This window comes from Marinobacter sp. (assembly GCF_041687235.1).
GTDB lineage: Bacteria > Pseudomonadota > Gammaproteobacteria > Pseudomonadales > Oleiphilaceae > Marinobacter.
Window position 1 is genome coordinate 824,543 of sequence record NZ_JAWLCH010000001.1, and the last position, 20,551, is coordinate 845,093.

21 protein-coding genes are annotated in these 20,551 nt (G+C 57.5%); 6 read left to right on the forward strand and 15 right to left on the reverse strand.

Annotated features, from left to right (window positions below; all coding sequences use genetic code 11):
- Nucleotides 1–5: 5 nt before the first annotated feature.
- From ACESMK_RS03630 to ACESMK_RS03675, 10 genes are all read right to left on the reverse strand, one after another.
- Nucleotides 6–539, reverse strand: a complete 534-nt coding sequence (locus tag ACESMK_RS03630; RefSeq protein WP_372995334.1) for a hypothetical protein — start codon at nt 537–539, stop codon at nt 6–8.
- The gene (gene hemW / locus ACESMK_RS03635) at nt 539–1,705 is read right to left on the reverse strand and encodes a radical SAM family heme chaperone HemW (protein ID WP_372995336.1); all 1,167 of its coding nucleotides are present in this window, start codon (nt 1,703–1,705) and stop codon (nt 539–541) included. The genes ACESMK_RS03630 and hemW overlap by 1 nt, the downstream gene beginning before the upstream one ends.
- Nucleotides 1,706–1,710: 5 nt before the next feature.
- On the reverse strand, nt 1,711–2,310 hold the full coding sequence (gene rdgB / locus ACESMK_RS03640) for an RdgB/HAM1 family non-canonical purine NTP pyrophosphatase (RefSeq protein WP_372995338.1): 600 nt from the start codon (nt 2,308–2,310) through the stop codon (nt 1,711–1,713).
- A 6-nt stretch (nt 2,311–2,316) separates the two neighbouring features.
- On the reverse strand, nt 2,317–2,772 hold the full coding sequence (locus tag ACESMK_RS03645; protein ID WP_372995340.1) for a DUF4426 domain-containing protein: 456 nt from the start codon (nt 2,770–2,772) through the stop codon (nt 2,317–2,319).
- Nucleotides 2,773–2,774: 2 nt separating this feature from the next.
- Nucleotides 2,775–3,374, reverse strand: a complete 600-nt coding sequence (gene metW / locus ACESMK_RS03650) for a methionine biosynthesis protein MetW (protein ID WP_064228408.1) — start codon at nt 3,372–3,374, stop codon at nt 2,775–2,777.
- A complete protein-coding gene (locus tag ACESMK_RS03655) occupies nt 3,371–4,519 on the reverse strand; it encodes a homoserine O-succinyltransferase MetX (RefSeq protein WP_372995342.1) in 1,149 nt (382 codons plus the stop codon). The genes metW and ACESMK_RS03655 overlap by 4 nt, the downstream gene beginning before the upstream one ends.
- A 127-nt stretch (nt 4,520–4,646) precedes the next feature.
- Nucleotides 4,647–6,611 carry a dynamin family protein gene (locus ACESMK_RS03660; protein ID WP_372995344.1) on the reverse strand — a complete coding sequence of 655 codons (1,965 nt, stop codon included), beginning with the start codon at nt 6,609–6,611 and terminating at the stop codon, nt 4,647–4,649.
- A gap of 243 nt (nt 6,612–6,854) precedes the next feature.
- A complete protein-coding gene (locus tag ACESMK_RS03665; protein WP_372995346.1) occupies nt 6,855–7,439 on the reverse strand; it encodes a YggT family protein in 585 nt (194 codons plus the stop codon).
- Nucleotides 7,440–7,461: 22 nt separating this feature from the next.
- A complete protein-coding gene (gene proC / locus ACESMK_RS03670) occupies nt 7,462–8,295 on the reverse strand; it encodes a pyrroline-5-carboxylate reductase (protein ID WP_372995348.1) in 834 nt (277 codons plus the stop codon).
- A gap of 61 nt (nt 8,296–8,356) precedes the next feature.
- Nucleotides 8,357–9,061, reverse strand: a complete 705-nt coding sequence (locus ACESMK_RS03675) for a YggS family pyridoxal phosphate-dependent enzyme (protein ID WP_372995350.1) — start codon at nt 9,059–9,061, stop codon at nt 8,357–8,359.
- A gap of 140 nt (nt 9,062–9,201) precedes the next feature.
- On the opposite strand from ACESMK_RS03675, the gene ACESMK_RS03680 reads away from it, so the two are divergent.
- The 3 genes from ACESMK_RS03680 to ACESMK_RS03690 all read left to right on the forward strand — a co-directional run bounded on the left by ACESMK_RS03680 (nt 9,202) and on the right by ACESMK_RS03690 (nt 13,138).
- Nucleotides 9,202–10,236, forward strand: coding sequence for a type IV pilus twitching motility protein PilT (locus ACESMK_RS03680; protein WP_008174189.1), 1,035 nt, complete (start codon nt 9,202–9,204; stop codon nt 10,234–10,236).
- A gap of 196 nt (nt 10,237–10,432) precedes the next feature.
- A complete protein-coding gene (locus tag ACESMK_RS03685) occupies nt 10,433–11,554 on the forward strand; it encodes a PilT/PilU family type 4a pilus ATPase (protein WP_372995352.1) in 1,122 nt (373 codons plus the stop codon).
- 120 nt (nt 11,555–11,674) lie between these two features.
- Complete coding sequence (locus tag ACESMK_RS03690; protein ID WP_372995354.1) at nt 11,675–13,138, forward strand: OmpP1/FadL family transporter; 1,464 nt, start codon at nt 11,675–11,677, stop codon at nt 13,136–13,138.
- A gap of 37 nt (nt 13,139–13,175) precedes the next feature.
- On the opposite strand, the gene ACESMK_RS03695 is transcribed toward ACESMK_RS03690, so the two are convergent.
- Together ACESMK_RS03695 and polA are read right to left on the reverse strand one after the other, a co-directional pair.
- Nucleotides 13,176–13,550: a hypothetical protein gene (locus tag ACESMK_RS03695; protein WP_372995356.1), complete on the reverse strand. Its 375-nt coding sequence runs from the start codon at nt 13,548–13,550 to the stop codon at nt 13,176–13,178.
- 234 nt (nt 13,551–13,784) lie between these two features.
- On the reverse strand, nt 13,785–16,514 hold the full coding sequence (gene polA / locus ACESMK_RS03700; protein WP_372995358.1) for a DNA polymerase I: 2,730 nt from the start codon (nt 16,512–16,514) through the stop codon (nt 13,785–13,787).
- A gap of 87 nt (nt 16,515–16,601) precedes the next feature.
- Between polA and ACESMK_RS03705 the strand changes: the two genes are divergently transcribed.
- A complete protein-coding gene (locus ACESMK_RS03705) occupies nt 16,602–16,940 on the forward strand; it encodes a DUF2782 domain-containing protein (protein WP_372995360.1) in 339 nt (112 codons plus the stop codon).
- Between the two features lie 7 nt (nt 16,941–16,947).
- Here ACESMK_RS03705 and ACESMK_RS03710 read toward each other — a convergent pair whose 3' ends face one another.
- A complete protein-coding gene (locus ACESMK_RS03710; protein ID WP_372995362.1) occupies nt 16,948–17,157 on the reverse strand; it encodes a fibronectin type III domain-containing protein in 210 nt (69 codons plus the stop codon).
- A 552-nt stretch (nt 17,158–17,709) separates the two neighbouring features.
- Here ACESMK_RS03710 and ACESMK_RS03715 point away from each other — a divergent pair.
- Nucleotides 17,710–18,132: a hypothetical protein gene (locus tag ACESMK_RS03715; protein ID WP_372995364.1), complete on the forward strand. Its 423-nt coding sequence runs from the start codon at nt 17,710–17,712 to the stop codon at nt 18,130–18,132.
- A gap of 101 nt (nt 18,133–18,233) precedes the next feature.
- On the opposite strand, the gene ACESMK_RS03720 is transcribed toward ACESMK_RS03715, so the two are convergent.
- The gene (locus ACESMK_RS03720; RefSeq protein WP_372995366.1) at nt 18,234–18,887 is read right to left on the reverse strand and encodes a DUF4124 domain-containing protein; all 654 of its coding nucleotides are present in this window, start codon (nt 18,885–18,887) and stop codon (nt 18,234–18,236) included.
- Between the two features lie 3 nt (nt 18,888–18,890).
- The gene (pyrE, locus tag ACESMK_RS03725) at nt 18,891–19,529 is read right to left on the reverse strand and encodes an orotate phosphoribosyltransferase (RefSeq protein ID WP_372995368.1); all 639 of its coding nucleotides are present in this window, start codon (nt 19,527–19,529) and stop codon (nt 18,891–18,893) included.
- 81 nt (nt 19,530–19,610) lie between these two features.
- On the opposite strand from pyrE, the gene ACESMK_RS03730 reads away from it, so the two are divergent.
- A complete protein-coding gene (locus tag ACESMK_RS03730) occupies nt 19,611–20,417 on the forward strand; it encodes an exodeoxyribonuclease III (RefSeq protein WP_372995370.1) in 807 nt (268 codons plus the stop codon).
- Nucleotides 20,418–20,551: the final 134 nt, after the last annotated feature.

Sequence of the window (20,551 nt, forward strand, 5' to 3'; positions counted from 1 at the left end):
GGGCGTTAGTGATGAGCCAGTGGATGGCGCCGGGACGCCCGGATAATCACCAGTCCGGCAATGCCAAGCGTGAGTGCCGTGAACTTGATCAGCGCGCACAGGGTTGCCGACAGGCTTATCGCATCCGTGGGCGGATTGAAATTGTTCAGCAACAGGATGTTCTCTGCGGCATCACTGAAGCCGGCAGTGACGAACAAGGCACGAATCCATCTAGCCACCATCCGCTCACGCACTCCGGGGCGATCTCGCGTGAAATGTCTCGTCAGATGTATCAGGGCGAGCATGTAGGCCGGAATAAACAGGAAGTCCAACCATAGGGAAACCCTGGCCCAGGCAACACCTTCACTGCGCCAGCTGCGAAGGATGGCGTGTGCCTGGTCCGCGGAACCGGCCAGCTGGTAGCTGACGATACCCTGAGGTGCGGAAGCCGTCTGCAACGGTTGGTTGAGCATAAGCAGGGCGAACAGCAGCAACGCCGTTACCACCAGACTCGCCTTCAGGCTTTTGGGAAAGGCTGCCACTCCGTGTGCAGGGACCATTACAGAAAACGCTCCAACAGGCTGTTCAGGTATCGCTGGCCCAGGCCAGTTGCCTGGAGCCGATCTTTTACCAACAGTTTCTCATTCCGCAGTATTTCAAGTTTTACCCCAACTGTTGTCAGGGGTAAACCCGTTCGCTCAGAAAAAAGGTTCTCATCCACTCCTTCTTTGAGCCTGAGAGCATTCATCAGGAACTCCAGAGGCAGATCTTCTGCGGCTATGGCATCTGTTCCAGCGGTGCGGCTCCCGATCCGGTTCAGGTAGGCTTCAGGCTGGCGGGTCTTCCAGTATCGCTTGATACTGCCATCGGCCAGACTGATCTTGCCATGGGCGCCAGCACCGAGTGCCAGATAGTCCCCGAAAGTCCAGTAGTTGAGATTGTGACGAGAGGCCATCCCCTCGCGGCACCAGGCTGACACTTCATAGTCGCGAAAGCCACGCTCGTACAGGTGCTCTGAACCCTGACGATAGATCTCCCAGAGATGATCATCGTCCGGCAGATCTGGAGGCCGGCTGTAAAACTCGGTATTCGGCTCCAGAGTCAGTTGATACCAGGACAGGTGCGGTGGCTCGTGCTCCAGCGCTGTCTGAATATCCTCTATGGCCTGCTCCGGGGTCTGGCCCGGCAGTCCGTGCATCAGGTCGATGTTGAAATTGTCAAAGCCGGCCTTGCGGGCGGCGCCGATGGCCCGGTGGGCGGAATCCGCGTCATGAATTCTTCCCAGTGCTTTCAGGTGGCCTGGGTTGAAGCTCTGGACGCCGATGGACAGCCGGTTGATCCCCGCATTTCGGAAGGCGTCGAAGCGGCCGGCTTCCAGTGTCCCCGGGTTGGCTTCCAGGGTGATCTCGGCATCCACCGCAAAGGAAAGCCTGGCCCGCAATTCACGAAACAGTTGATCGTAGAATTGGCCGCTCATCAGGGAGGGGGTGCCGCCACCGATGAATACGGTTTCTATGGAACGTTCTGTGGTCAGGTTCAGATCCTGATCAAGGTCTTCGAGCAGGGCTTCCAGATAGGCGGATTCGGGAATACTCCCGGTAAAGGCATGGGAGTTGAAATCACAATAGGGACACTTGCGCACGCACCAGGGCACGTGGATGTACAGGCTCAGGGGCGGGCGTACCGCCGCTGGTCTTTGGGCGTTCTCCGGCTCAGAGTCTTGCACCCGGCTCAGGCCTCTGCCCTGAGCTGTTCCACCAGAATTCTCAGTGCGCGACCGCGATGGCTGATGTCGCTTTTCGCGGAGCGGGTCAGCTCGGCGGCGCTGCACTCATGCTCGGGCGCCAGGAACACCGGGTCATAGCCAAAACCGCCGTCGCCGGCGGGCGCTCTCAGTATCGAACCCGGCCAGCGGCCATGGCAGATGATGGGTGTTGGGTCGTCGGCGTGGCGCAGGTACACCAGTACGCAATGGAACTGGGCGCCCCGTTGCCCGTCGGGGATGTCGGCCATGGCAGCGAGCAGGGCGTTCACATTATCCTGATCGGTGGCATCGTCGCCGGCAAAACGGGCCGAGCGGACGCCCGGTCGGCCCCCGAGGGCATCCACTGCCAGGCCACTGTCGTCCGCCAGAGCTGGAAGCCCGGTTGCCCGCGCGGCGTGGCGGGCCTTTAGAATCGCATTCTCGACAAACGTAACGGCCGGCTCCTCGGCTTCGCTGACTCCAAGTTCCCCCTGGGCAATCGGTGTCATGCCCAGTGGGGCGAGCAGGTCAGTCAGTTCGGCGATTTTGCCTTTGTTATTGCTGGCGATGACAAGTCTGTTGGTCATAAAGGCTTAGTCGCTGAACAGTGAGTGAGCAAATCTTATGGTCAGGTCCTGTTGGTGGCCGGTAGGGCGCGCGGTGATGTTGAACGTCATCAGCTCACCGGAGGAGTACTGGTACTCGGCAATAAAGTAAACCGAATCACCTTCCTGAATACGGCGGAACGCCAGGAATCGAACCTGCTGAACATCGTTGGACACCTTGCCCTCTACCTGTCCGCTTACCGGAGACATGGTGCCGTCTTCGTTTTCTTCCATGATGGAGATATTGATGATGCCAATGCCCTTGCTCCGCTGCAGATTGTTGGCTTTGGCCACTTCAGGGTCCAGGAACGTGCTGGGCAGGACACTCCAGAGCACTTTGTAATCCCCGAAATCCTGCGAGCCCGCCTGGGCCTGAAGGCTGAACAGACCAATCAATGCGATGGTCAGAAGGTTCCGGAATGCGGAAACGGTTTTTGCGATCATTGCTAGGTCTCCCGTGTGATGCGGTAAATGGCAATTTCACCCAACAAATTCGGCCACAGGCGCGCCAGCCAACTGTTCTGATGCTGGCCGTCTACCACCCGTCGGCTTTTGATCCTGATGCCTTTCTGCCGGCACAGGGCCTCGAAATCCTTGAAGGTGCACAGACGGATGTTGGGCGTGTTATACCATTTATACGGCAGCGCCTCGGATTCGGGCATACGTCCGCTCAGGGTCAGCCCCCAACGCAGTCGCCAGTGGGCAAAGTTCGGGAAGGTAACGATCCCTTCACTGCCCACCCGAAGCATCTCATCCAGGACCTTGTCTGGTCGCCGAACTGCTTGGAGTGCCTGGGTCATCAGGACGATATCGAAGCTGCCATCATCAAAGTTGCCCAGCCCCTGGGTGTCCAGGTTCTGCTCAATGACCGCGACTCCCCGGCCCATGCAGGTGGTGATATGGTCCGGGTTTATTTCAAGGCCGAAGCCGCTGGCGCCCCGTTCCCGCTGGAGAAAGTCGAGCAGGGTGCCATCGCCGCAACCCAGATCCAGAACGTGGTGGCCGGGCTGAACCCACTGCTGAATGATTTCGAGATCCGGTCTCATGCGCCGACCTCCCGTGCCACGCGGTCCATGTAGGCATTGAAAATATCGGTGTATCTCGGGGTTGGAATCAGAAAGGCATCGTGGCCCCAGGGGGCATCCACTTCGGCATAGCTGACCTTTCTGCGTGCAGCAATCATGGCGTTGACCATTTCCTCCGAACGGGCGGGGGTGAATCGCCAATCGGTGCTGAAGGACAGCACCAGGTATTCGCAGCTGGCCGTGGCAAGCGCCTTCGAAAGGTCGCCACCAAACTCATACGCCGGATCAAAATAATCCAGTGCCCGGGTCATCAGCAGATAGGTGTTGGCGTCGAAGGATTCGGAGAAGCGTTCGCCCTGATAGCGCAGGTAGCTCTCAACCTGAAATTCCGCGTCATATCCGAACTTGTAGGCCTGGTCGCGAAGTTCGCGGCCGAACTTCTCCCCCATGGATGCATCAGACAGGTAGGTGATGTGCCCGACCATTCGCGCCAGCATCAGGCCTCGGCGTGGAACGGTGTCAAAGTCGTAGTAACGGCCGTCGTGAAACTCCCGGTCTGACGTGATCGCCTGTCGCGCCACTTCATTGAAGGCGATATTCTGCGCGGTCAGCCGGGGCGTGGAAGCAATGACCACGGCATGCCGCAGGCGGTCGGGATAGTCCAGGCTCCACTGCAGGGCCTGCATGCCACCGAGGGAGCCGCCCACAACGGCGGCCCAGCATTCGATGCCAAGCCGGTCTGCCAGCACTGCCTGGCTCTTGACCCAATCGCCGACAGTGATGACCGGAAACTCCGGACCGAAAGGCTTGCCGGTCCTGGGGTTGATACTGTTCGGGCCGGTGCTGCCGTGGCAGCCACCAAGGTTATTCAGGCTGACGACGAAGAACCGTTCGGTGTCAATGGGTTTCCCCGGGCCAATGCAGCTGTCCCACCAGCCTGGCTTGCGGTCTTCGGACGAATGATAACCGGCTGCATGGTGGTGGCCGCTTAAGGCGTGGCAGATGAGAACTGCGTTGCTGGCATCGGCATTCAGTGTGCCGTAGGTTTCCACCACAAGGTCATAGTTTTCCAGGGTCTGGCCGCAGGCCAGATCGATGGGAGCGTCGAAATGATAGGTCTGCGGGGTGACAATCCCAACAGAATCCGCAGGCAGGGTATCGGGCATCGGCGCGCGTGGTTCCTGATTCGATCCGTAAGTGTCTGGAAAAGCAATGACAAAGCCATCGCCAGCCCAGCAGTTTAAAGCCGGGGCGTGATGGCTGCAACCGCCTGCATGGTTGCTCTCGCGGGGCTCAGACGGCCCCGGAGATGTTCACCACTTTTTGCTGGATCAATGTCGGGGCCGGTTTACGAATCTGGCGCTGCATGGCATCGGCCAGTTCAAGCTGTTTGCGAAGATCGGTAATGGTGTGGTTCAGGCGCTGGCGCTCGGCCCGGCTGTCCCTGTCATTGCGGACCATGTCGCGCAGGCGCCGGATCTGATGTTCGAGCAGTTGTTTCTGTTCCATGGAGTACTGCATGATCGGCAGAAGCGCCTCTGAAGGCCAGCGTTCCACATCCTGACGCACGCGGGCGTGCAACGTGCGGGCTTCGCCCACCATCACATTGAAGAAGCGGCGAACCAGAACGGACTGTTCGGTCAGAAGGTTTTTCGGGCTGATGCGGAAGCGGCGGGCTTTTTTGCGCAGCTCGCGGATGGCAATGACGTGGCGGCCTGCCCGAAGCGGGATGGGTTCCAGATGGCGGGCACGGTTGTCTTCGTTGTAGCGGCGATAGATGGCGCCCACCATTTTTTCGGCCAGGTGTCCTTCGCTGAGCAGGTTGGTCAGGTCGCTCTCAAGCAGTTCGAAGAACTGGTCCATGGCCCGGTTCATGCCTGCGGTGGTCCAGCTTTTCGACATGCTCGTGCGGACACGCTCTGCGTGGGCTTCGAAACGATCCTCGCTAACCAGTTTTTTCAACAGGTCGCCCTGGGAGTCCATCAGGCGACGACTCGAGCGCAGTGTGATCAGTTTTTTGTAGTAGAAGTCGTAGTCTTTCTGGGCGCGTTCTGCCAGGCGGCCCAGGGCAGCCTTGTCCATGGTCACGCCGGCACAGGCCTGGAGTTCCTCTTCCAGGGATTCCAGGCGATATTGCATTGCCGCCTGGCTGTTCTGGAGCATGCCAAGCAGATCGTTGATCAGGCTCTGGGTAATCAACTGCTCCTTGTGCATCAGAATGCGCTGGATGATCAGTTGTTCGAGCTGGCCAACGTTGGAGCGATCGAAAAGCTCGCTGTCCTTCTTGACTCGGGCGACCAGTCCCTGTTTAGCGGAAACCGGGATCACATCGTGCTGGCGCATGCCCAGATGATCGGCGGTGTAGCCCCGCACCCGCTCGATGGCCTCGTGGGTATGACGCTCCCCCTGCAGGTCGTCCCAGAGCACGTCAATCTTGTTCAGGACAGCAAAACGACCGGCGCGGTGATCCGCGTGCTGGGTGTCGATGTGCTCTTTCCAGATGGTCATGTCGCTGGCGGTCACGCCGGTATCGGCACTGAGGACAAAGATCACGGCATGGGCACGGGGCAGCATGCTGATGGTCAGCTCCGGCTCGGAGCCCAGGGCGTTCAGGCCCGGTGTGTCGAGGATGCGCAACCCGCGCTCGAACAGCGGATGCCGGATACTGATCTGGGCATTGCGCCAGGCCGGCACCAGAACATTGCCTGGGTTGTTGCGATCATGTTCCAGCATGCCTTCGTCAAAGCCGAGCCCTCGGGCCTCCTCGGGCGGCACGCTTTTTACCCGGGCAACCTCCGCAAGGACCTCCCGCATGATTTCAGGGTCGCGCTCATCCAGTTCATGCTTGACCCAGCGTTCCGGTTGTTTGCGCAGTTGCTGAAGGGACAGGTCACCGGTTCGGGTTTCAATCGGCAGCAGGAGCAGGTAGTTTCCGTTGGCACTGCGATCAAAGAACAGCTCGGTGGGGCACATGGTGGTGCGGCCTGCCTGGGAAGGCAGCATGCGCTGGCCGTACTCGGAGAAAAACAGAGCGTTGATCAGCTCGGTTTTCCCGCGGGAGTATTCCCCGACAAAGGCAATGGTCAGCTCATCCTCAATCAGCAACTCGAGCCCATGCCGGATGCGGGTGCTGATGTCGTCGGAAAACAGATTGTTATCCTGCAGCCATAACCGGTAACGGCCGATCTGCCGAATCAGCTCTTTCTTCCAGTTGTGGTAAGCCTCTACCTGCTGCGACAGAGTTCCCTGTTGATTCATCGGATTTTCCTTCTGCGCGACTTCCGGGTATCCCGGGCAAAACGGGGTGCTCACGGGTGACGGATTAATTACCGGTAATACTATCCTGTTCTATCAATGTTTGCGGCTGGGCTGTGGCGGCGGGATTCGGTGAAACCGAAGGGGGACCAATAAAAAAGCTGCAAAATCAGTATCCTGAGTTTGCAGCCTCGCAATTATGGATTTCGTGGTTAAGTGTTACAAAGTGTATATTTGAGACGAGGTTTACATACCAAGCCCGATGGAGCCGAGGCCGGCGGCCATTTTCATATGCTCAATGACCACTGAAATCACGTTCAGAATCAGGAACACGATAATCGGTGACAGGTCCAGGCCTCCCATGGAGGGCATAATGTTGCGTACGGGGCGCATCACCGGCTCGGTGATCTGGGCGACCAGCTGAATTGCCGGATGGCCGCTTCCGGGGGCGATCCAGCTCACGACTACCACTGCAATAACTGACCAGAAATAGATTTTCACAATCAGATCCAGCACGTTCAGCACGGCCCAGACCAGCAGCGTGATTGGATTGATTGCGGGAATGCCGCCGTTCAGGGCGACCAGTATCAGGAAGAAGGTGATGCCCTGAATGATGACCGCCAGAACCAGAGAGGCGCCATCGACACCCCCCCAGCCCGGAATGAAACGGCGGAGTGGGCGCAGTAGCGGATTGGTTGCCTTGACCACGAACTGGGAGATCGGATTATAAAAATCTGCCCTGGCCAGTTGAAGCATGAACCGCAGTAGAACAATGGTCATGTAGAAGGTGGATGCGATCAGCAGGATGGTAATCAGAATGTCTGCCAGCATGAAGCCGTATCTCCGTTATCGGTTACTGTTTGCCAGCCAGTTCTTTGGCCATTTCTTCAGAGCGCGTGAACGCTGCCTTGTAAGCCCTGGATACAAGATCCCGCATACCACCTTCTTCAAAGGTGTTAATGGCCTGTTCAGTGGTCCCGCCAGGTGACATTACATTTCGCTTCAGCTGGCCCGGATCGTGCTCACTCCGCGCCGCCATTTCGGCGGCCCCTGCCATGGTCTGGATTGCCAGCGCCCTCGCTGTTCCAGCGGCAATGCCGGCTTCGGTTGCCGCTTCCTCAAGTGCTTCGAGCATCAGGAAGAAGTAGGCGGGTCCGCTGCCGGACAGGGCAGTAACGCCATGCAGAAGGTTTTCGTCCTCGACCCAGAGCGCGGAGCCGATGCTTTCAAATATCGATTCCACCATTTTCTTCTGCTTGTCTTTCACCTCTTTGTTGGCGAACAGACCGGCGGCCCCCTTGCCAACCAGGGACGGTGTGTTGGGCATCACCCGGACCAGTGGCAGCCCGCCGCCAAGCCAGCCGTCCAGAGTGTCGGCCGTCAGGCCGGCGGCAATGGATACCATGAGAGGGCGGGTGTTCTGAACCACTGGCGCTATGTCACGGCAGACATCTCCCATAACCTGGGGTTTTACCGCGAGAACCACCATGTCGGCCTGCTGGGCACAGTAACGGTTGTCTGTGGTTACGCTGACCCCGAAACGCTTGCGGATCGTTTGCAGGTGAGCGTCGTCCGGCGCGCTGACCCAGATATTGCCGGCCTTGTAGCCGTTATCCAGCATACCGCCAATGATGGCGCTGGCCATGTTGCCGGCGCCAATAAAAGAAATGGTTGGTGATGTGCTCAAGGTTAACTCCCCGGTTGATCGGTTAAACGTCCGGCCCTGATGATAACAGGAACCGTCCGGTTCAGCTCTTTACCGGCCGTTGGCCGAAAAGCGCAGTGCCCACTCTTACCCAGGTGGCGCCCTCTGCAACCGCGATTTCCAGATCATCGGACATGCCCATGGACAGTGTGTCCAGCGGGCCGGCCTCAGGATAGTCTGATCGCAGTTGTTTGAGGGTGTTGGCCAGCACTCGAAAGCTGGCTCTCAACCCGGCTTCGGCCTGATCCGGGTCTGGAATGGCCATGAGCCCCCTCAGCTTCAGGTTGGGCAATTCGCCAATTTCATCCACCAGACCCGGCAGCTCGCCCAGAGTGCAGCCGGATTTGCTCTCTTCTTCATTTATGTTGACCTGCAGGCAAATATTCAATGGTTGCAGCCCGGCATCCCGCTGTTCGCTGAGCCGACGGGCAATCTTCAGGCGATCAACGCTGTGCACCCAGGCGAAGGCTGAGGCTATTTGCCGGGTCTTGTTGGATTGGATCGGGCCGATGAAATGCCATTCGATGCCATCAAGGTCAGACAGCGCTTCCATCTTTTCGAGCGCTTCCTGAAGGTAGTTCTCACCAAACGCATGCTGCCCTGCCGCGAACGCTTCCCGCAGGTCTTCGGGCGGGCGGGTCTTGCTGACGGCCAGCAGATGCACAGCCTGTGGCTCGCGGCCAGCCTGCAATGTTGCTTTTTGTATGCGTCGGGTTACGCTCCCGATGTTGTCTGCTATGCTGCTCATAGTGTGAAATTGCCATGCTCGGTCTGTCACTTGTACGGTGACACGTTACCCGCAGGTCACTGAAATGCCAAGTGAACCGCGCCGGGGCTCCGCCGGGCTGAAGCTACCGGGATAAAAGAAAAAGCCTTCCGAGGATTCCTATGGATATTACTGAACTGCTTGCCTTTTCGGCGAAACAGGGTGCGTCTGACTTGCACCTCTCAGCCGGCCTGCCCCCGATGATTCGTGTTGATGGTGATGTACGCCGCATCAACCTGCCGCCCATGGAGCACAAAGAAGTCCACGGGCTGATCTACGACATCATGAACGACAAGCAGCGAAAGGACTACGAGGAATTCCTGGAAACCGACTTTTCCTTCGAAGTTCCGGGGGTCGCTCGTTTCCGTGTTAACGCCTTTAACCAGAACCGTGGCGCCGGTGCCGTGTTCCGGACAATCCCCTCCAAGGTCCTGACCATGGAAGACCTGGGTATGGGCCAGGTGTTCAAGGATGTGTCCTCGGTGCCCCGAGGCCTGGTATTGGTGACCGGCCCAACCGGCTCCGGTAAGTCCACCACGCTGGCGGCGATGATTGACTATATCAACGACACCCGTTACGAACACGTCCTCACTATTGAGGACCCCATCGAATTCGTGCATGACTCCAAGAAATGCCTGGTGAACCAGCGGGAAGTACACCGCGATACTCTGGGCTTCAACGAAGCATTGCGTTCGGCGCTGCGGGAAGACCCCGACATTATTCTGGTGGGTGAGCTCCGGGATCTGGAAACCATCCGCCTCGCACTGACGGCCGCCGAGACTGGTCACCTTGTATTCGGCACCCTGCACACCACCTCCGCCGCCAAGACCATTGACCGGGTTGTCGACGTTTTCCCGGCGGAAGAGAAATCCATGGTGCGGTCGATGCTGTCCGAATCCCTGCAGGCGGTTATTTCCCAGACCCTGATGAAGAAAATGGGCGGTGGCCGGATTGCGGCACACGAGATCATGATCGGCACCTCGGCCATCCGGAACCTGATCCGGGAAGACAAGATCGCGCAGATGTATTCGTCGATCCAGACCGGCGGTTCCCTGGGCATGCAGACGCTGGACCAGTGTCTGGAGCGGTTGCTGCAGAAAGGGCTGATTTCCCGCGAAGCAGCGCGGGCCAAGGCGAAAATGCCGGATAACTTCTAACTCTCTTGCTCTCTGGCCTCGGTTTGGGTGCAGGGAGCAGGGCGGGTGGCCTTCCCGGGACACGCTGTGAATACGTCCCTGTACGCTTGACTGCAGCATCCATGCTGCAGACAGTCCCGGGAAGGCCACCCGCCCCGCTCCTCGGACAATGTTCGGGGAGTCTTCGAAGCGTCGACAAAAGAGCATAGGTAGCAAAATGGAATTCGAAAAGCTGTTGCGGCTGATGGTTGAAAAGGGCGGTTCCGACCTGTTTATTACCGCGGGTGTGCCACCGAGCATGAAGGTGAACGGGAAAGTGCTTCCGGTCACCAAGAACGCGTTGACGCCGGAACAGACGAGGGAGTTTGTCTACGGCGCCATGAACGACAAGCAGCGCGCCGAGTTCGAGGAAACCCACGAGTGTAACTTTGCGATCAGTGCCCGGGGCATTGGCCGTTTCCGGGTGTCCGCATTCTTCCAGCGCAACCTGTGCGGCATGGTGTTGCGTCGGATCGAAGTGAAGATCCCGCAGATCGATGATCTGTCGCTGCCGGAAGTTATCAAGGAACTGGCGATGACCAAACGTGGCCTGATCATGTTCGTGGGCGCCACCGGTACCGGTAAGTCCACGTCGCTGGCAGCCATGCTGGGTCATCGCAATCGCAACAGTCGGGGCCACATCATCTCCATCGAAGACCCGATCGAATTTGTGCACCAGCACCAGGGTTGTATCGTTACCCAGCGTGAGGTGGGCATCGATACCGACAGCTTTGAAGTGGCGCTGAAGAATACCCTGCGTCAGGCGCCCGACGTTATCCTGATCGGTGAGGTTCGTACGCGGCAGACCATGGAATATTCCGTGCAGTTCGCCGAGACCGGTCATCTGTGTCTGGCCACCTTGCACGCCAACAACGCCAACCAGGCGCTGGACAGGATTATCCAGTTCTTCCCGCCGGAGCAGCACAACCAGATCTGGATGGACCTGTCGTTGAACCTCAAGGCCATCGTGGCCCAGCAACTGGTGCCAACGCCGGACGGCAAGGGCCGTAAGGCGGTCATTGAGGTGTTGATCAATACCCCGCTGGTGGCGGACCTGATCCGGAAGGGCGAGGTGCACCGGCTGAAAGAGCTGATGTCAAAATCCAACGAATCGGGCATGCAGACCTTTGATCAGGCGCTCTATCAGCTGTATGCAGAGGGCTCCATCACCTATGAAGATGCCCTTGCCCATGCGGACTCTGCCAACGACCTGCGCCTGATGATCAAGCTGGGTGCTGACGCCCAGGGGGCGGACAAGTTGTCGTCCTCCGTCGATAAGCTTTCAATCCAGGACGACTAGAGCTGGAAGCAATTATTAGACTTTAGTGGTAGAAAGTTAGGGCCCTGAACTGTTAGGGATGGCATTTGAGGCCAATGGTTGGTGCTGCGTATACTCCGCGCAAGTCAATAAGGAGATACCATGCACCATAGATCCTCAACGCTTTCACGGGCAGTACGTCTGACTACCCTCGCGGCGCTCGCCGCACCTGCCGGCGCTCTGGCCGGTGGCTTTTCCCTCAATGAACAGAGCGCCAGTGCCATGGGCACCGCCAATGCCGGTGCCGCCGCCAATCCAGAGAATGCCACCACCGTTCTGTTTAACCCCGCCGGCATGAGTCAGCTGTCTGGCACCAATATTTCTTTTGGTGCTGCGGTTCTGGATATTGATGCCGAGGCCAAGGAGGCCGAAGCGCGCCGCAATGTGCCAGGTCAAGAAGTAATGGCCGACGGCTCATTGGGAGGCGATATCGCGGGCCCGTCAGTTCTGCCGAACTTTTATATGACTCATGAAGTCAGTGACTCCATTGATGTAGGTTTTGGCATCCATGCGCCCTATGGTTTAGCTGCGGATTACGACGATGACTTTGTCGGTCGTTTCTTTGCTGACGAAACCGAATTGACTGCTATTGCCTTCACTCCCTCGATCTCAGTAAATAATGGCAAAGGCCTTTCGATGGGAGCGGGCATTAACCTCATATATGCAGAGGGTCGACTAACCCGATTTCAGGACGTAGCAGCCCAGGTTTATCCAGATGCATTCGGTGCAGCGATTGGCCAAGGAGCATCTCCTGCGGAGGCAGATCAGGCCGCACGGCAGACAGTGAGCGGTTTTCAGGATCCCTACGCCGATATAGAGGGCGATGATATCGGAGCGACCTTCCGGGTTGGCTTCCTGTACGAATTTTCTGAGAAAACCCAGATCGGATTGAGCGCACAGACTGGTACCGAGCTTGATTTGAAAGGCAATGCCACTATCTCCGACTTTCCGGTTCCCGGAATGCCTGGTCAAACCACTACGCTTTCGGAGAAAGTGAGGGTACCGTTGGCTATTCCAGAGAGCGCAACCTTTGGCGTCCGGCACAATCTTTCTGATCAAGTCACGTTACTTGCGGGAGCGACGTACGCCAAATGGAGTCGCTTCGAGGAGTTGGACATTGTCAGTCGAGAAGCGAATGGTGAGATTACCCAGGCCCCGCGGGAAGGGGAAATTCTCAGTCATGTAACTGAAAAATGGCAAAATACCTGGCAGTTCAACCTGGGCGGAATCTGGCAGGCAACTCCTGAGTGGGCTCTGAAAGCAGGCTATGCCTGGGACGAGTCGCCTGTTGACGACTATCTTACAGCCCGTATCCCGTCCAGTGATCGGCATTGGCTGACATTGGGCGCTCAGTGGAAGGATGCTCAAAGCGGCTGGACGCTGGACGCAGCAGTGGGAACGCTGTTGTTTACCGATGATCCAACGTTCACAGAGCGCAATTACCAACACAGCAACCCGGACGAAGTAGCCAATTTGGCCCCGGGCGTCGAAGATCCAAGCTATTTCAAGGGCAAATACGAGCTAAGCGCCTGGAGCGCATCCATTGAGGTCAGCAAGTCGTTCTGATCGCTCGCGAATCCGCGCTGATCAGCCCCCAGGCTGGTCAGCCAACCACCTGGCCGCGGTAGATGACCTTCTTCTTCCGTGGCGGGTCGATTTCTCCCCCCTCGTGTTCCTGTGCTGACGACGTTGGCGCATCGGCGATTACCTGGCCTCGATAGTTCCGCTTCAGGCCGTCGTCTTCTTCCTCCGGTTCGATATTCAGCTGTGGAACCTGTTCCTTGAGGGTTTGCCATGTACGTGTAAGTTGGCTGGAGCGAGTTTTTCCTGCGTAATCGGCCAGTTGCTGTTCCAGATGCTCTTCCGTGAGGTGCAGTTTGACGCCGAATTCCGTGTGAATCAGGCGGCGGCACTGGTGAACCAGTTTCAGCACGCTGGGGTCCAGCAGCCAGCTACGTTCAGATGCCAGAGAAGTCATGGTATGAGCCTCGGAGATGGATGTCACAACATGGCGCTGCCCGGAGTGTCTGATGGGGCAGGGCGCCGACCCTGATTAATTAGCGAATATCGTGCCGTAACAGTGGTGAATTCTATTTTGGGCGAGTACTCGCGGCTTGCCGTCGAGCCGCGAGAGGTGAGAGCCGGTTCAGTGTTTGCGAGTCTGGTCTGTTTCGGTGCGAGCGTGGGCCTCCCTGCCCTGTTTTGGGGAGGGTTAGTGCGCTTCGTCCCAGTTGTCGCCGGCACCGGCTTCCACCAGCAGAGGGATGTCCAGTTGAGCTGCCGCCGACATGCGCTTCTCCAGCCCTGACCGGATCTTGTCGAGTGCCGACTCCTTCACTTCCAGAATCAGTTCATCGTGAACCTGCATGGTCATCCGGGCTTCATCGGCGTGTTCTTTGAGTAGCCAGTTCTCTACATCCACCATCGCTCGCTTGATGATGTCTGCTGCGGTTCCCTGCATGGGGGCGTTGATGGCAGTGCGCTCGGCCGCCTGCTGTAGCTGCTTGTTGCGGGCATTGATTTCGGGTAGATACAGGCGACGGCCGAACAGGGTTTCCACAAAGCCGTCGTCGTGAGCCTGCTTGCGGATGTTGTCCATGTATTTCAGAACCCCGGGATAGCGCTCGAAATAGCGGTCGATATATCCCTGGGCGAGTTTGCGCTCAACGTCCAGCTGTCGGGACAGGCCGAAGGCGGACATGCCGTAGATCAGGCCGAAGTTGATGGCCTTGGCGCTGCGGCGCTGGTCAGAAGAGACTTCTTCCAGTCGGACCCCGAAAACTTCCGAAGCGGTTGCCTTGTGGATGTCCTCACCATTCTCAAACGCCTTGATCAGGCCTTTGTCGCCAGAGAGGTGCGCCATGATCCGCAGCTCAATCTGGGAGTAGTCGGCCGCGACAAGTTTGTAACCTTCAGGTGCGATAAAAGCCTGCCGTATCCGCCGCCCCTGCTCGCTGCGAATGGGGATGTTCTGCAGGTTGGGTTCGGACGATGACAGTCGGCCGGTGGCGGTGACAGCCTGGTGGTAGGAGGTGTGTACCCGGCCGGTGCGGTGGTGGATCAGCTCTGGCAGGGTATCGGTGTAGGTCGATTTCAGTTTGCTCAGGCTGCGGTGTTCGAGGATCAGGCGCGGCAGCTCGTGTTCGTGAGCCAGTTCCTGTAGCACTGGTTCCGCCGTTGATGGCGCCCCCTTGGGGGTTTTCTTGATGACCGGTAGCCCCATCTTGTCGTAGAAGATTGCCTGCAGCTGCTTGGTAGAGCCCAGATTGAAGGTCTCCCCGGCAACCTCGTGGGCCTCCTTCTCCAGTTCAGCCATGCGCTCGGCCAGCTCCTGGCTGTGCTGGCGCAGTGTGCTGGCGCTGATCAGGGTGCCTCGCTGTTCCATGCGGGAGAGCACCGGCACCAGCGGGAGATCGATTTCTTCGTAAACAGACGCCAGTTTTCCGGTTTCTTTCAGCTTCGATCTCAGAGTCTGGTGAAGGCGCAGGGTAATGTCCGCATCTTCCGCGGCATAGGGGGCAGCCTTTTCCAGCTCGATCTGGTTGAAGGTGAGCTGCTTCACGCCCTTGCCGGCGATGGACTCAAAGCTGATGGTCTTCTCGCCCAGATAGTGCATGGCCAGGCTGTCCATATCATGGCGGGTAGCCACAGAATTCAGCACGTAGGATTCCAGCATGGTGTCCTCGGCAATGCCCTCCAGGGTAATGCCGTGATTGGCCAGCACGTTCTTGTCGTACTTGAGGTTCTGCCCGACTTTGGCCAGACCGGGATCTTCCAGCAGCGGCTTGAGCTGATTCAGGACTGCGTCCCGATCCAGCTGCTCGGGAGCGCCCATGTAGTCGTGGGCCAGAGGCACGTAAGCCGCTTCACCCGGTTTGATGGCGAAGGAGACGCCGACAATCTCGGCGTCCATGTACCGCAGGCTGGTGGTTTCGGTATCGAAGGCAAACAGATCGGACGATTTCAGGCGTTCAAGCCATTGATCCAGGTCTTTCTGGTCGGTGATGACGCTGTAGTTTTTTTCCGCTATTGGATCGGGCTTCTCGTGACCGGATGGCGCTGCCCCGGAGGAGGACGCGTCGCTGTCTTCCAGTTCCGCAATCCAGCTCCGGAACTCGTACTCCCTGAACAGCTCAAGCAGTTGCTGATCATCCTGCTCACGAAGCTTCAGGTCTTCCAGTCCGAAATCCAGTTCCACATCGGTGCGGATGGTGGCCAGCTCACGGCTCAGGGGCAGGGTTTCGGCAGCCTCGCGCAGGTAATCACCGATTTTGCCCTTTATTTCATCGGCATGTTCGATGACGTTGTCGAGGTTGTCATAGCTTTGCAGCCATTTGACCGCGGTTTTCGGACCGCACTTGTTCACGCCGGGAATGTTGTCGACCTTGTCGCCTACCAGGGCCAGATAATCCACAATCTGTTCCGGGGTGACACCGAACTTTTCCACCACACCGTCCCGATCCATCCGGGTTTCGGTCATGGTGTTGATCAGGGTGACATGATCGCTGACCAGCTGCGCCATATCTTTATCACCGGTGGAGACCACTACATCAATGCCCTTGCTGGTTGCTTCGTTGGCCAGGGTTCCGATCACATCGTCGGCTTCAACTCCGGTCACGGTCAGCAGGGGCAGGCCCATGGCCTTCACGATCTGGTGGATGGGCTCGATCTGGCAAGCCAGATCTTCCGGCATCGGTGGACGGTTCGCCTTGTACTCTTCATAAAGGTCGTGCCGGAAGGTTTTGCCCTTGGCATCGAAGACCACGACCATTTTGGATCCAGGGAAGTCCTGCTCCAGGCGCCGGATCATGCTGATGACGCCCTTGATGGCTCCGGTAGGGTGGTTCTTGCTTGTGGTCAGGGGCGGAAGTGCATGATAAGCGCGGAAAAGATAGGACGATCCGTCCACAAGAACCACAGGTGGTGTGTTTTTGCTGGTCATGTCAAAACAGGTCCGGAATCTGATTGAAGCGTGGGTTGGCTTGTGCAACTCTGTACTTAATTGGATGGACGAAAGGGTATCACGAAAATGAAACGAATCGCCTGCCCGGCTTTGTTGCTCGCCTGTTTGCCTCTGGTTGCGATGGCCCAGGAGGAGGGTGCTCTGGACGAGGCCCCGGTGACAACGCCTCAGGAGCCTATTGTGATCTCCGATTACCAGCCTGCAAGTGATGGGCCTGAGATTGTGATCCGACCTGGCGATCAGGAAGTGTTCTACGAATACCGGGTCAATGGCCAGCTTATGGAAATCAAAGTGGTGCCTGAAGTGGGGCCGGAATACTACCTGGTGCCCGCCGATGGCGGCGGTTGGATCCGTGAAACCGATTCCGACATGCTGGTGCCGAGCTGGGTTATTTTTCGCTGGTGAAGTGCAATCAGATCAAATCCACGGTGACGGGCGTTGAGCGCCTGCTTTCCAGCCCTTCGGTATCCACAGTGGTGATGGCGAACTCATAAGCGCCAGGTGCCATCTCTGCCAGAGAGAGTCGTGTGGTTGAAGGGCTCTCAATCCGTATTACCTCGTAGTTTTCCTGGTGTCTCAGTCGATAGTAAATCCTGAATCCCGCGATTTGTCCCGGTGCCAATGCTGAGCCATCTTCTCGAGTGAGCGGGGCTGTCCAGCTTAATTCCCTGGGTGATGATGCCGCTGGTTCGGGATCGCGGGATTGTCCGAGGGTGGCCAGCAAGCCGCCTGTGGCGTTATCAAGCCTTGCATTTGCGATCTCGGCGGCTCGTTCGGAACTTGTCCTTGACGCCCGGGAATCTTCCTGACAGCCAGCAAACAGGAAAGATGCAAACACCAAAGGGCATAGAAGCCAGAGAGTGCGTTGATATCTGGATGCAGCAATACTCATGGGTCACTCGCATACGGACTGGGTTGCAGCCATTACTTGAATAAAACGTATGGAGCCTGAATAAAACGGGGAGACGGGCTTCTCTAACAGCCCGGCATTATGCCAGCGGGGTTTTCAGGATCAAGTGAATAATCCGTAAAACCCCGTATCCAACTGTTTCCTGCTTTTAGTATGAACATTCTAATTTTTAGGCGTAGTTTGGATCATGAGATTGAAGAAAGGCCCTCGTTGCACTGGTTTCGACAGGGTCTTGGAACTTTCAGGAAACCAAGGAGATTCAACATGGGTAAACTCAAGTCCTATCAGGAACAGCTTCAGGAAATCGTAGACAAGGGCATCAATGCCGCTGAAGAGCAGCAGAAGAAGCTGGCTTCGAAGCCGTTCGACTACGCGGAGAAGCTGGAGTCTGAAGCACGCGAATACAGCGTAAAGACTCTGCGCAAGCGTTATAACGGTTACAGCGACAGTCTGTTCGAGCAACTGCGCAGCCTGAACAGTCGTTTCGGCAGCTTTGCGGGTGATCTGGTTGCCAAGCTGGAAAAAGAAGCCGCTGAAGGCGCTGATGCGGTTTCCGAAGTTGCTGACGATGTGTCTGACGCAGCTCAGGATGCCAAGAAGACTGTCGAGGCCAAGAAGCCGGCTGCACGCAAAACCACTGCGCGCAAGACCACCTCTACTGCCAAGAAGAGTACCGCTTCCGCCTGAACAGCGGATAGCGTCTCACCGAAAAGGTGAGCGAAACGAAAAGGCCGCCAGGCAAAACCCGGCGGCCTTTTTTCATTCTCTGGCAACAGTGCAGCAAAGGATCAGTTTGTTGCTTTGGTGTGATCAAGCGGTATGGTCCGCGCCTCGCCCGTGACCTCCTCAAGACGTTCGATGTCGGCCTCAAAGGCCTTGCGCAGTGCTTCGATCTCCTGGGTTTGTGAGGTTATTTCACGCTCTATGTCACGGATCTGGGCTTCAAGGCGCCGGATTTTTTCGAGGGTGGCGTCTGGAATCTCGCGCCCGCCCCGCTCCATGTCCGCAGCGCGGCTCTGTTCGTTGTCCAGCTGGCTGGAAATCACCGAAATATTGCCGCGTTTGAGCTGAATAAGGCCCTCCAGCTCCTGAATCTTCCGGTGCATTGCTTTCACCGCCTGATCCGGGTGGCTGAAGCGCTTCAGCAGCGCCCGGTCTTGCTCGCGCTGTTCAGCGAGTTCCTTCTGGCGCTGTTTTTCCGCTTCCCGGGCAGCAATCTCCTCTTCGGTTGGTGCTGGCGGAATGGTGTCAATCACGCGGCCGTTGTCGTTCAGGATGTCATAGCCACGTTTGGTGGCTTCCTGGGGAATGGTGCTGCTGATAACAACCTGGCCGTTTTCATCCGTGTAACGGTACATATTGGCGGCTACCTGGGCAGATAGGCCCAGGGCGAGCGCCAATGCCGTGGCTTTGACAGAAAATGCGGTCAGACGATTGGTCATCAATCAGACTCCGTAACGATCCCGATAACTGGCTACCTTCTCGGCGTGCCCGGCGAACTCCGGGTTGGCCTTCAGATAGTCCAGAACCTGTTCGAGGCGAATGATGCTGACCACCGGAATGCCGAATTCCTTTTCAACTTCCTGAATGGCGGATAGTTCACCATTGCCTTTCTCCTGGCGATCCAGTGCGATCAGGACACCGGCTGGTTCGGCCCCGGCGGCGCGGATGATGTCGATGGATTCACGGATCGCGGTGCCGGCAGTAATCACATCATCGACAATCAGCACCTTGCCCTGCAACGGTGCGCCAACAATGTTGCCGCCCTCACCATGATCTTTCTTTTCCTTCCGGTTAAACGCAAAAGGTTTGCTGTTACCGTCTGTAGCCAGCGCCATTGCTGTGACAGTGGCCAACGGAATGCCCTTATAGGCAGGGCCGAAAATAATGTCATAATCCAGCCCGCTGCGTGCGATCGCGGCGGCATAGGCCTTGCTTAACTGAAGCAGGTCGTCCCCGGTATTAAACAGGCCAGCGTTAAAGAAGTAGGGGCTGGTTCGGCCCGACTTGAGCGTGAACTCACCAAAACGCAGTACATTCCGGCGGATGGCAAATTCGATAAATTGTTGCTGATAGTCGTGCATGGCAAGGCTTCTGGCGGGTGTTGATCTTTAATTAACGCGTAAAAACGGTATCATACACACAAACCGAATCAGGGAACACGTATGCGGGTAGTATCAATCAGCGTCAATGGCCTCGCCCAGGCTGTTGAAAAGGGCTTTTTCGACTGGCTGGCGGAACAGGACGCTGACGTGGTCTGCGTTCAGGACCACCGGATGCGGGCCTACGAGATTGAGGACTACAACCTGATTCCAGAGGGGTACGAAGCCTATTTCATCGATGGCGAGAAAAACGAGGATGGCGGTGTTGGTATCTACACCCGTCATTTTCCAAAAGCCATCATGTACGGCTTTGCCAATGAGCAGGCGGATCGCGAAGGCCGGTTCATTCAGGCAGATTTTGACAAGGTTTCCGTCGCCTGCGTGCTTGCCCCCTGTGCGCTCGGTCGCGAGGAAGAGCTGATCGGCGACGACGATCTGACGGTGCTGGACCACAAGGACGAGTTTATGGAGTCCTTCGGCCTGCACATGCAGAAAACACTGCGCAAGCGGCGTCAGTTCATCTTCTGCGCCAACCTCCAGACCGCACACCATGTAACCGACGCCAGCCCCCTGTACCACAAGCTGGACTTCTCCGGTTTCCTGCCCCACGAGCGTGCCTGGCTGGATCGCCTGTTTGACGAGATGGGCTGCGTTGATGGTTTCCGCGAGATCAACAAGCAGAGCAACCAGTTCACCTGGTGGCCCGAGCAGGCCGAAGGGTCCCGCAAGAACGCTGGCATCCGGGTGGACTACCAGCTGCTGACACCGGGAATCCGCAAGACCATCGAAGATGGCTGGATCGACGATTCAACTCGTTTCTCCGATCACGCCCCGGTGATCATGGATTACGACATCGAAATCGGCTTTTAAGTCTGGGGGAAGCATCGCCACACAGGCGCCCCGGACTTGTGAGGTTTTTCGAACAGTAGCCGTAGGTCGGATTAGGCGTAAGCCGTAATCCGACACTGTGCACCGGCAAGGCCTCTCCCTCCGGGCACGCGGGC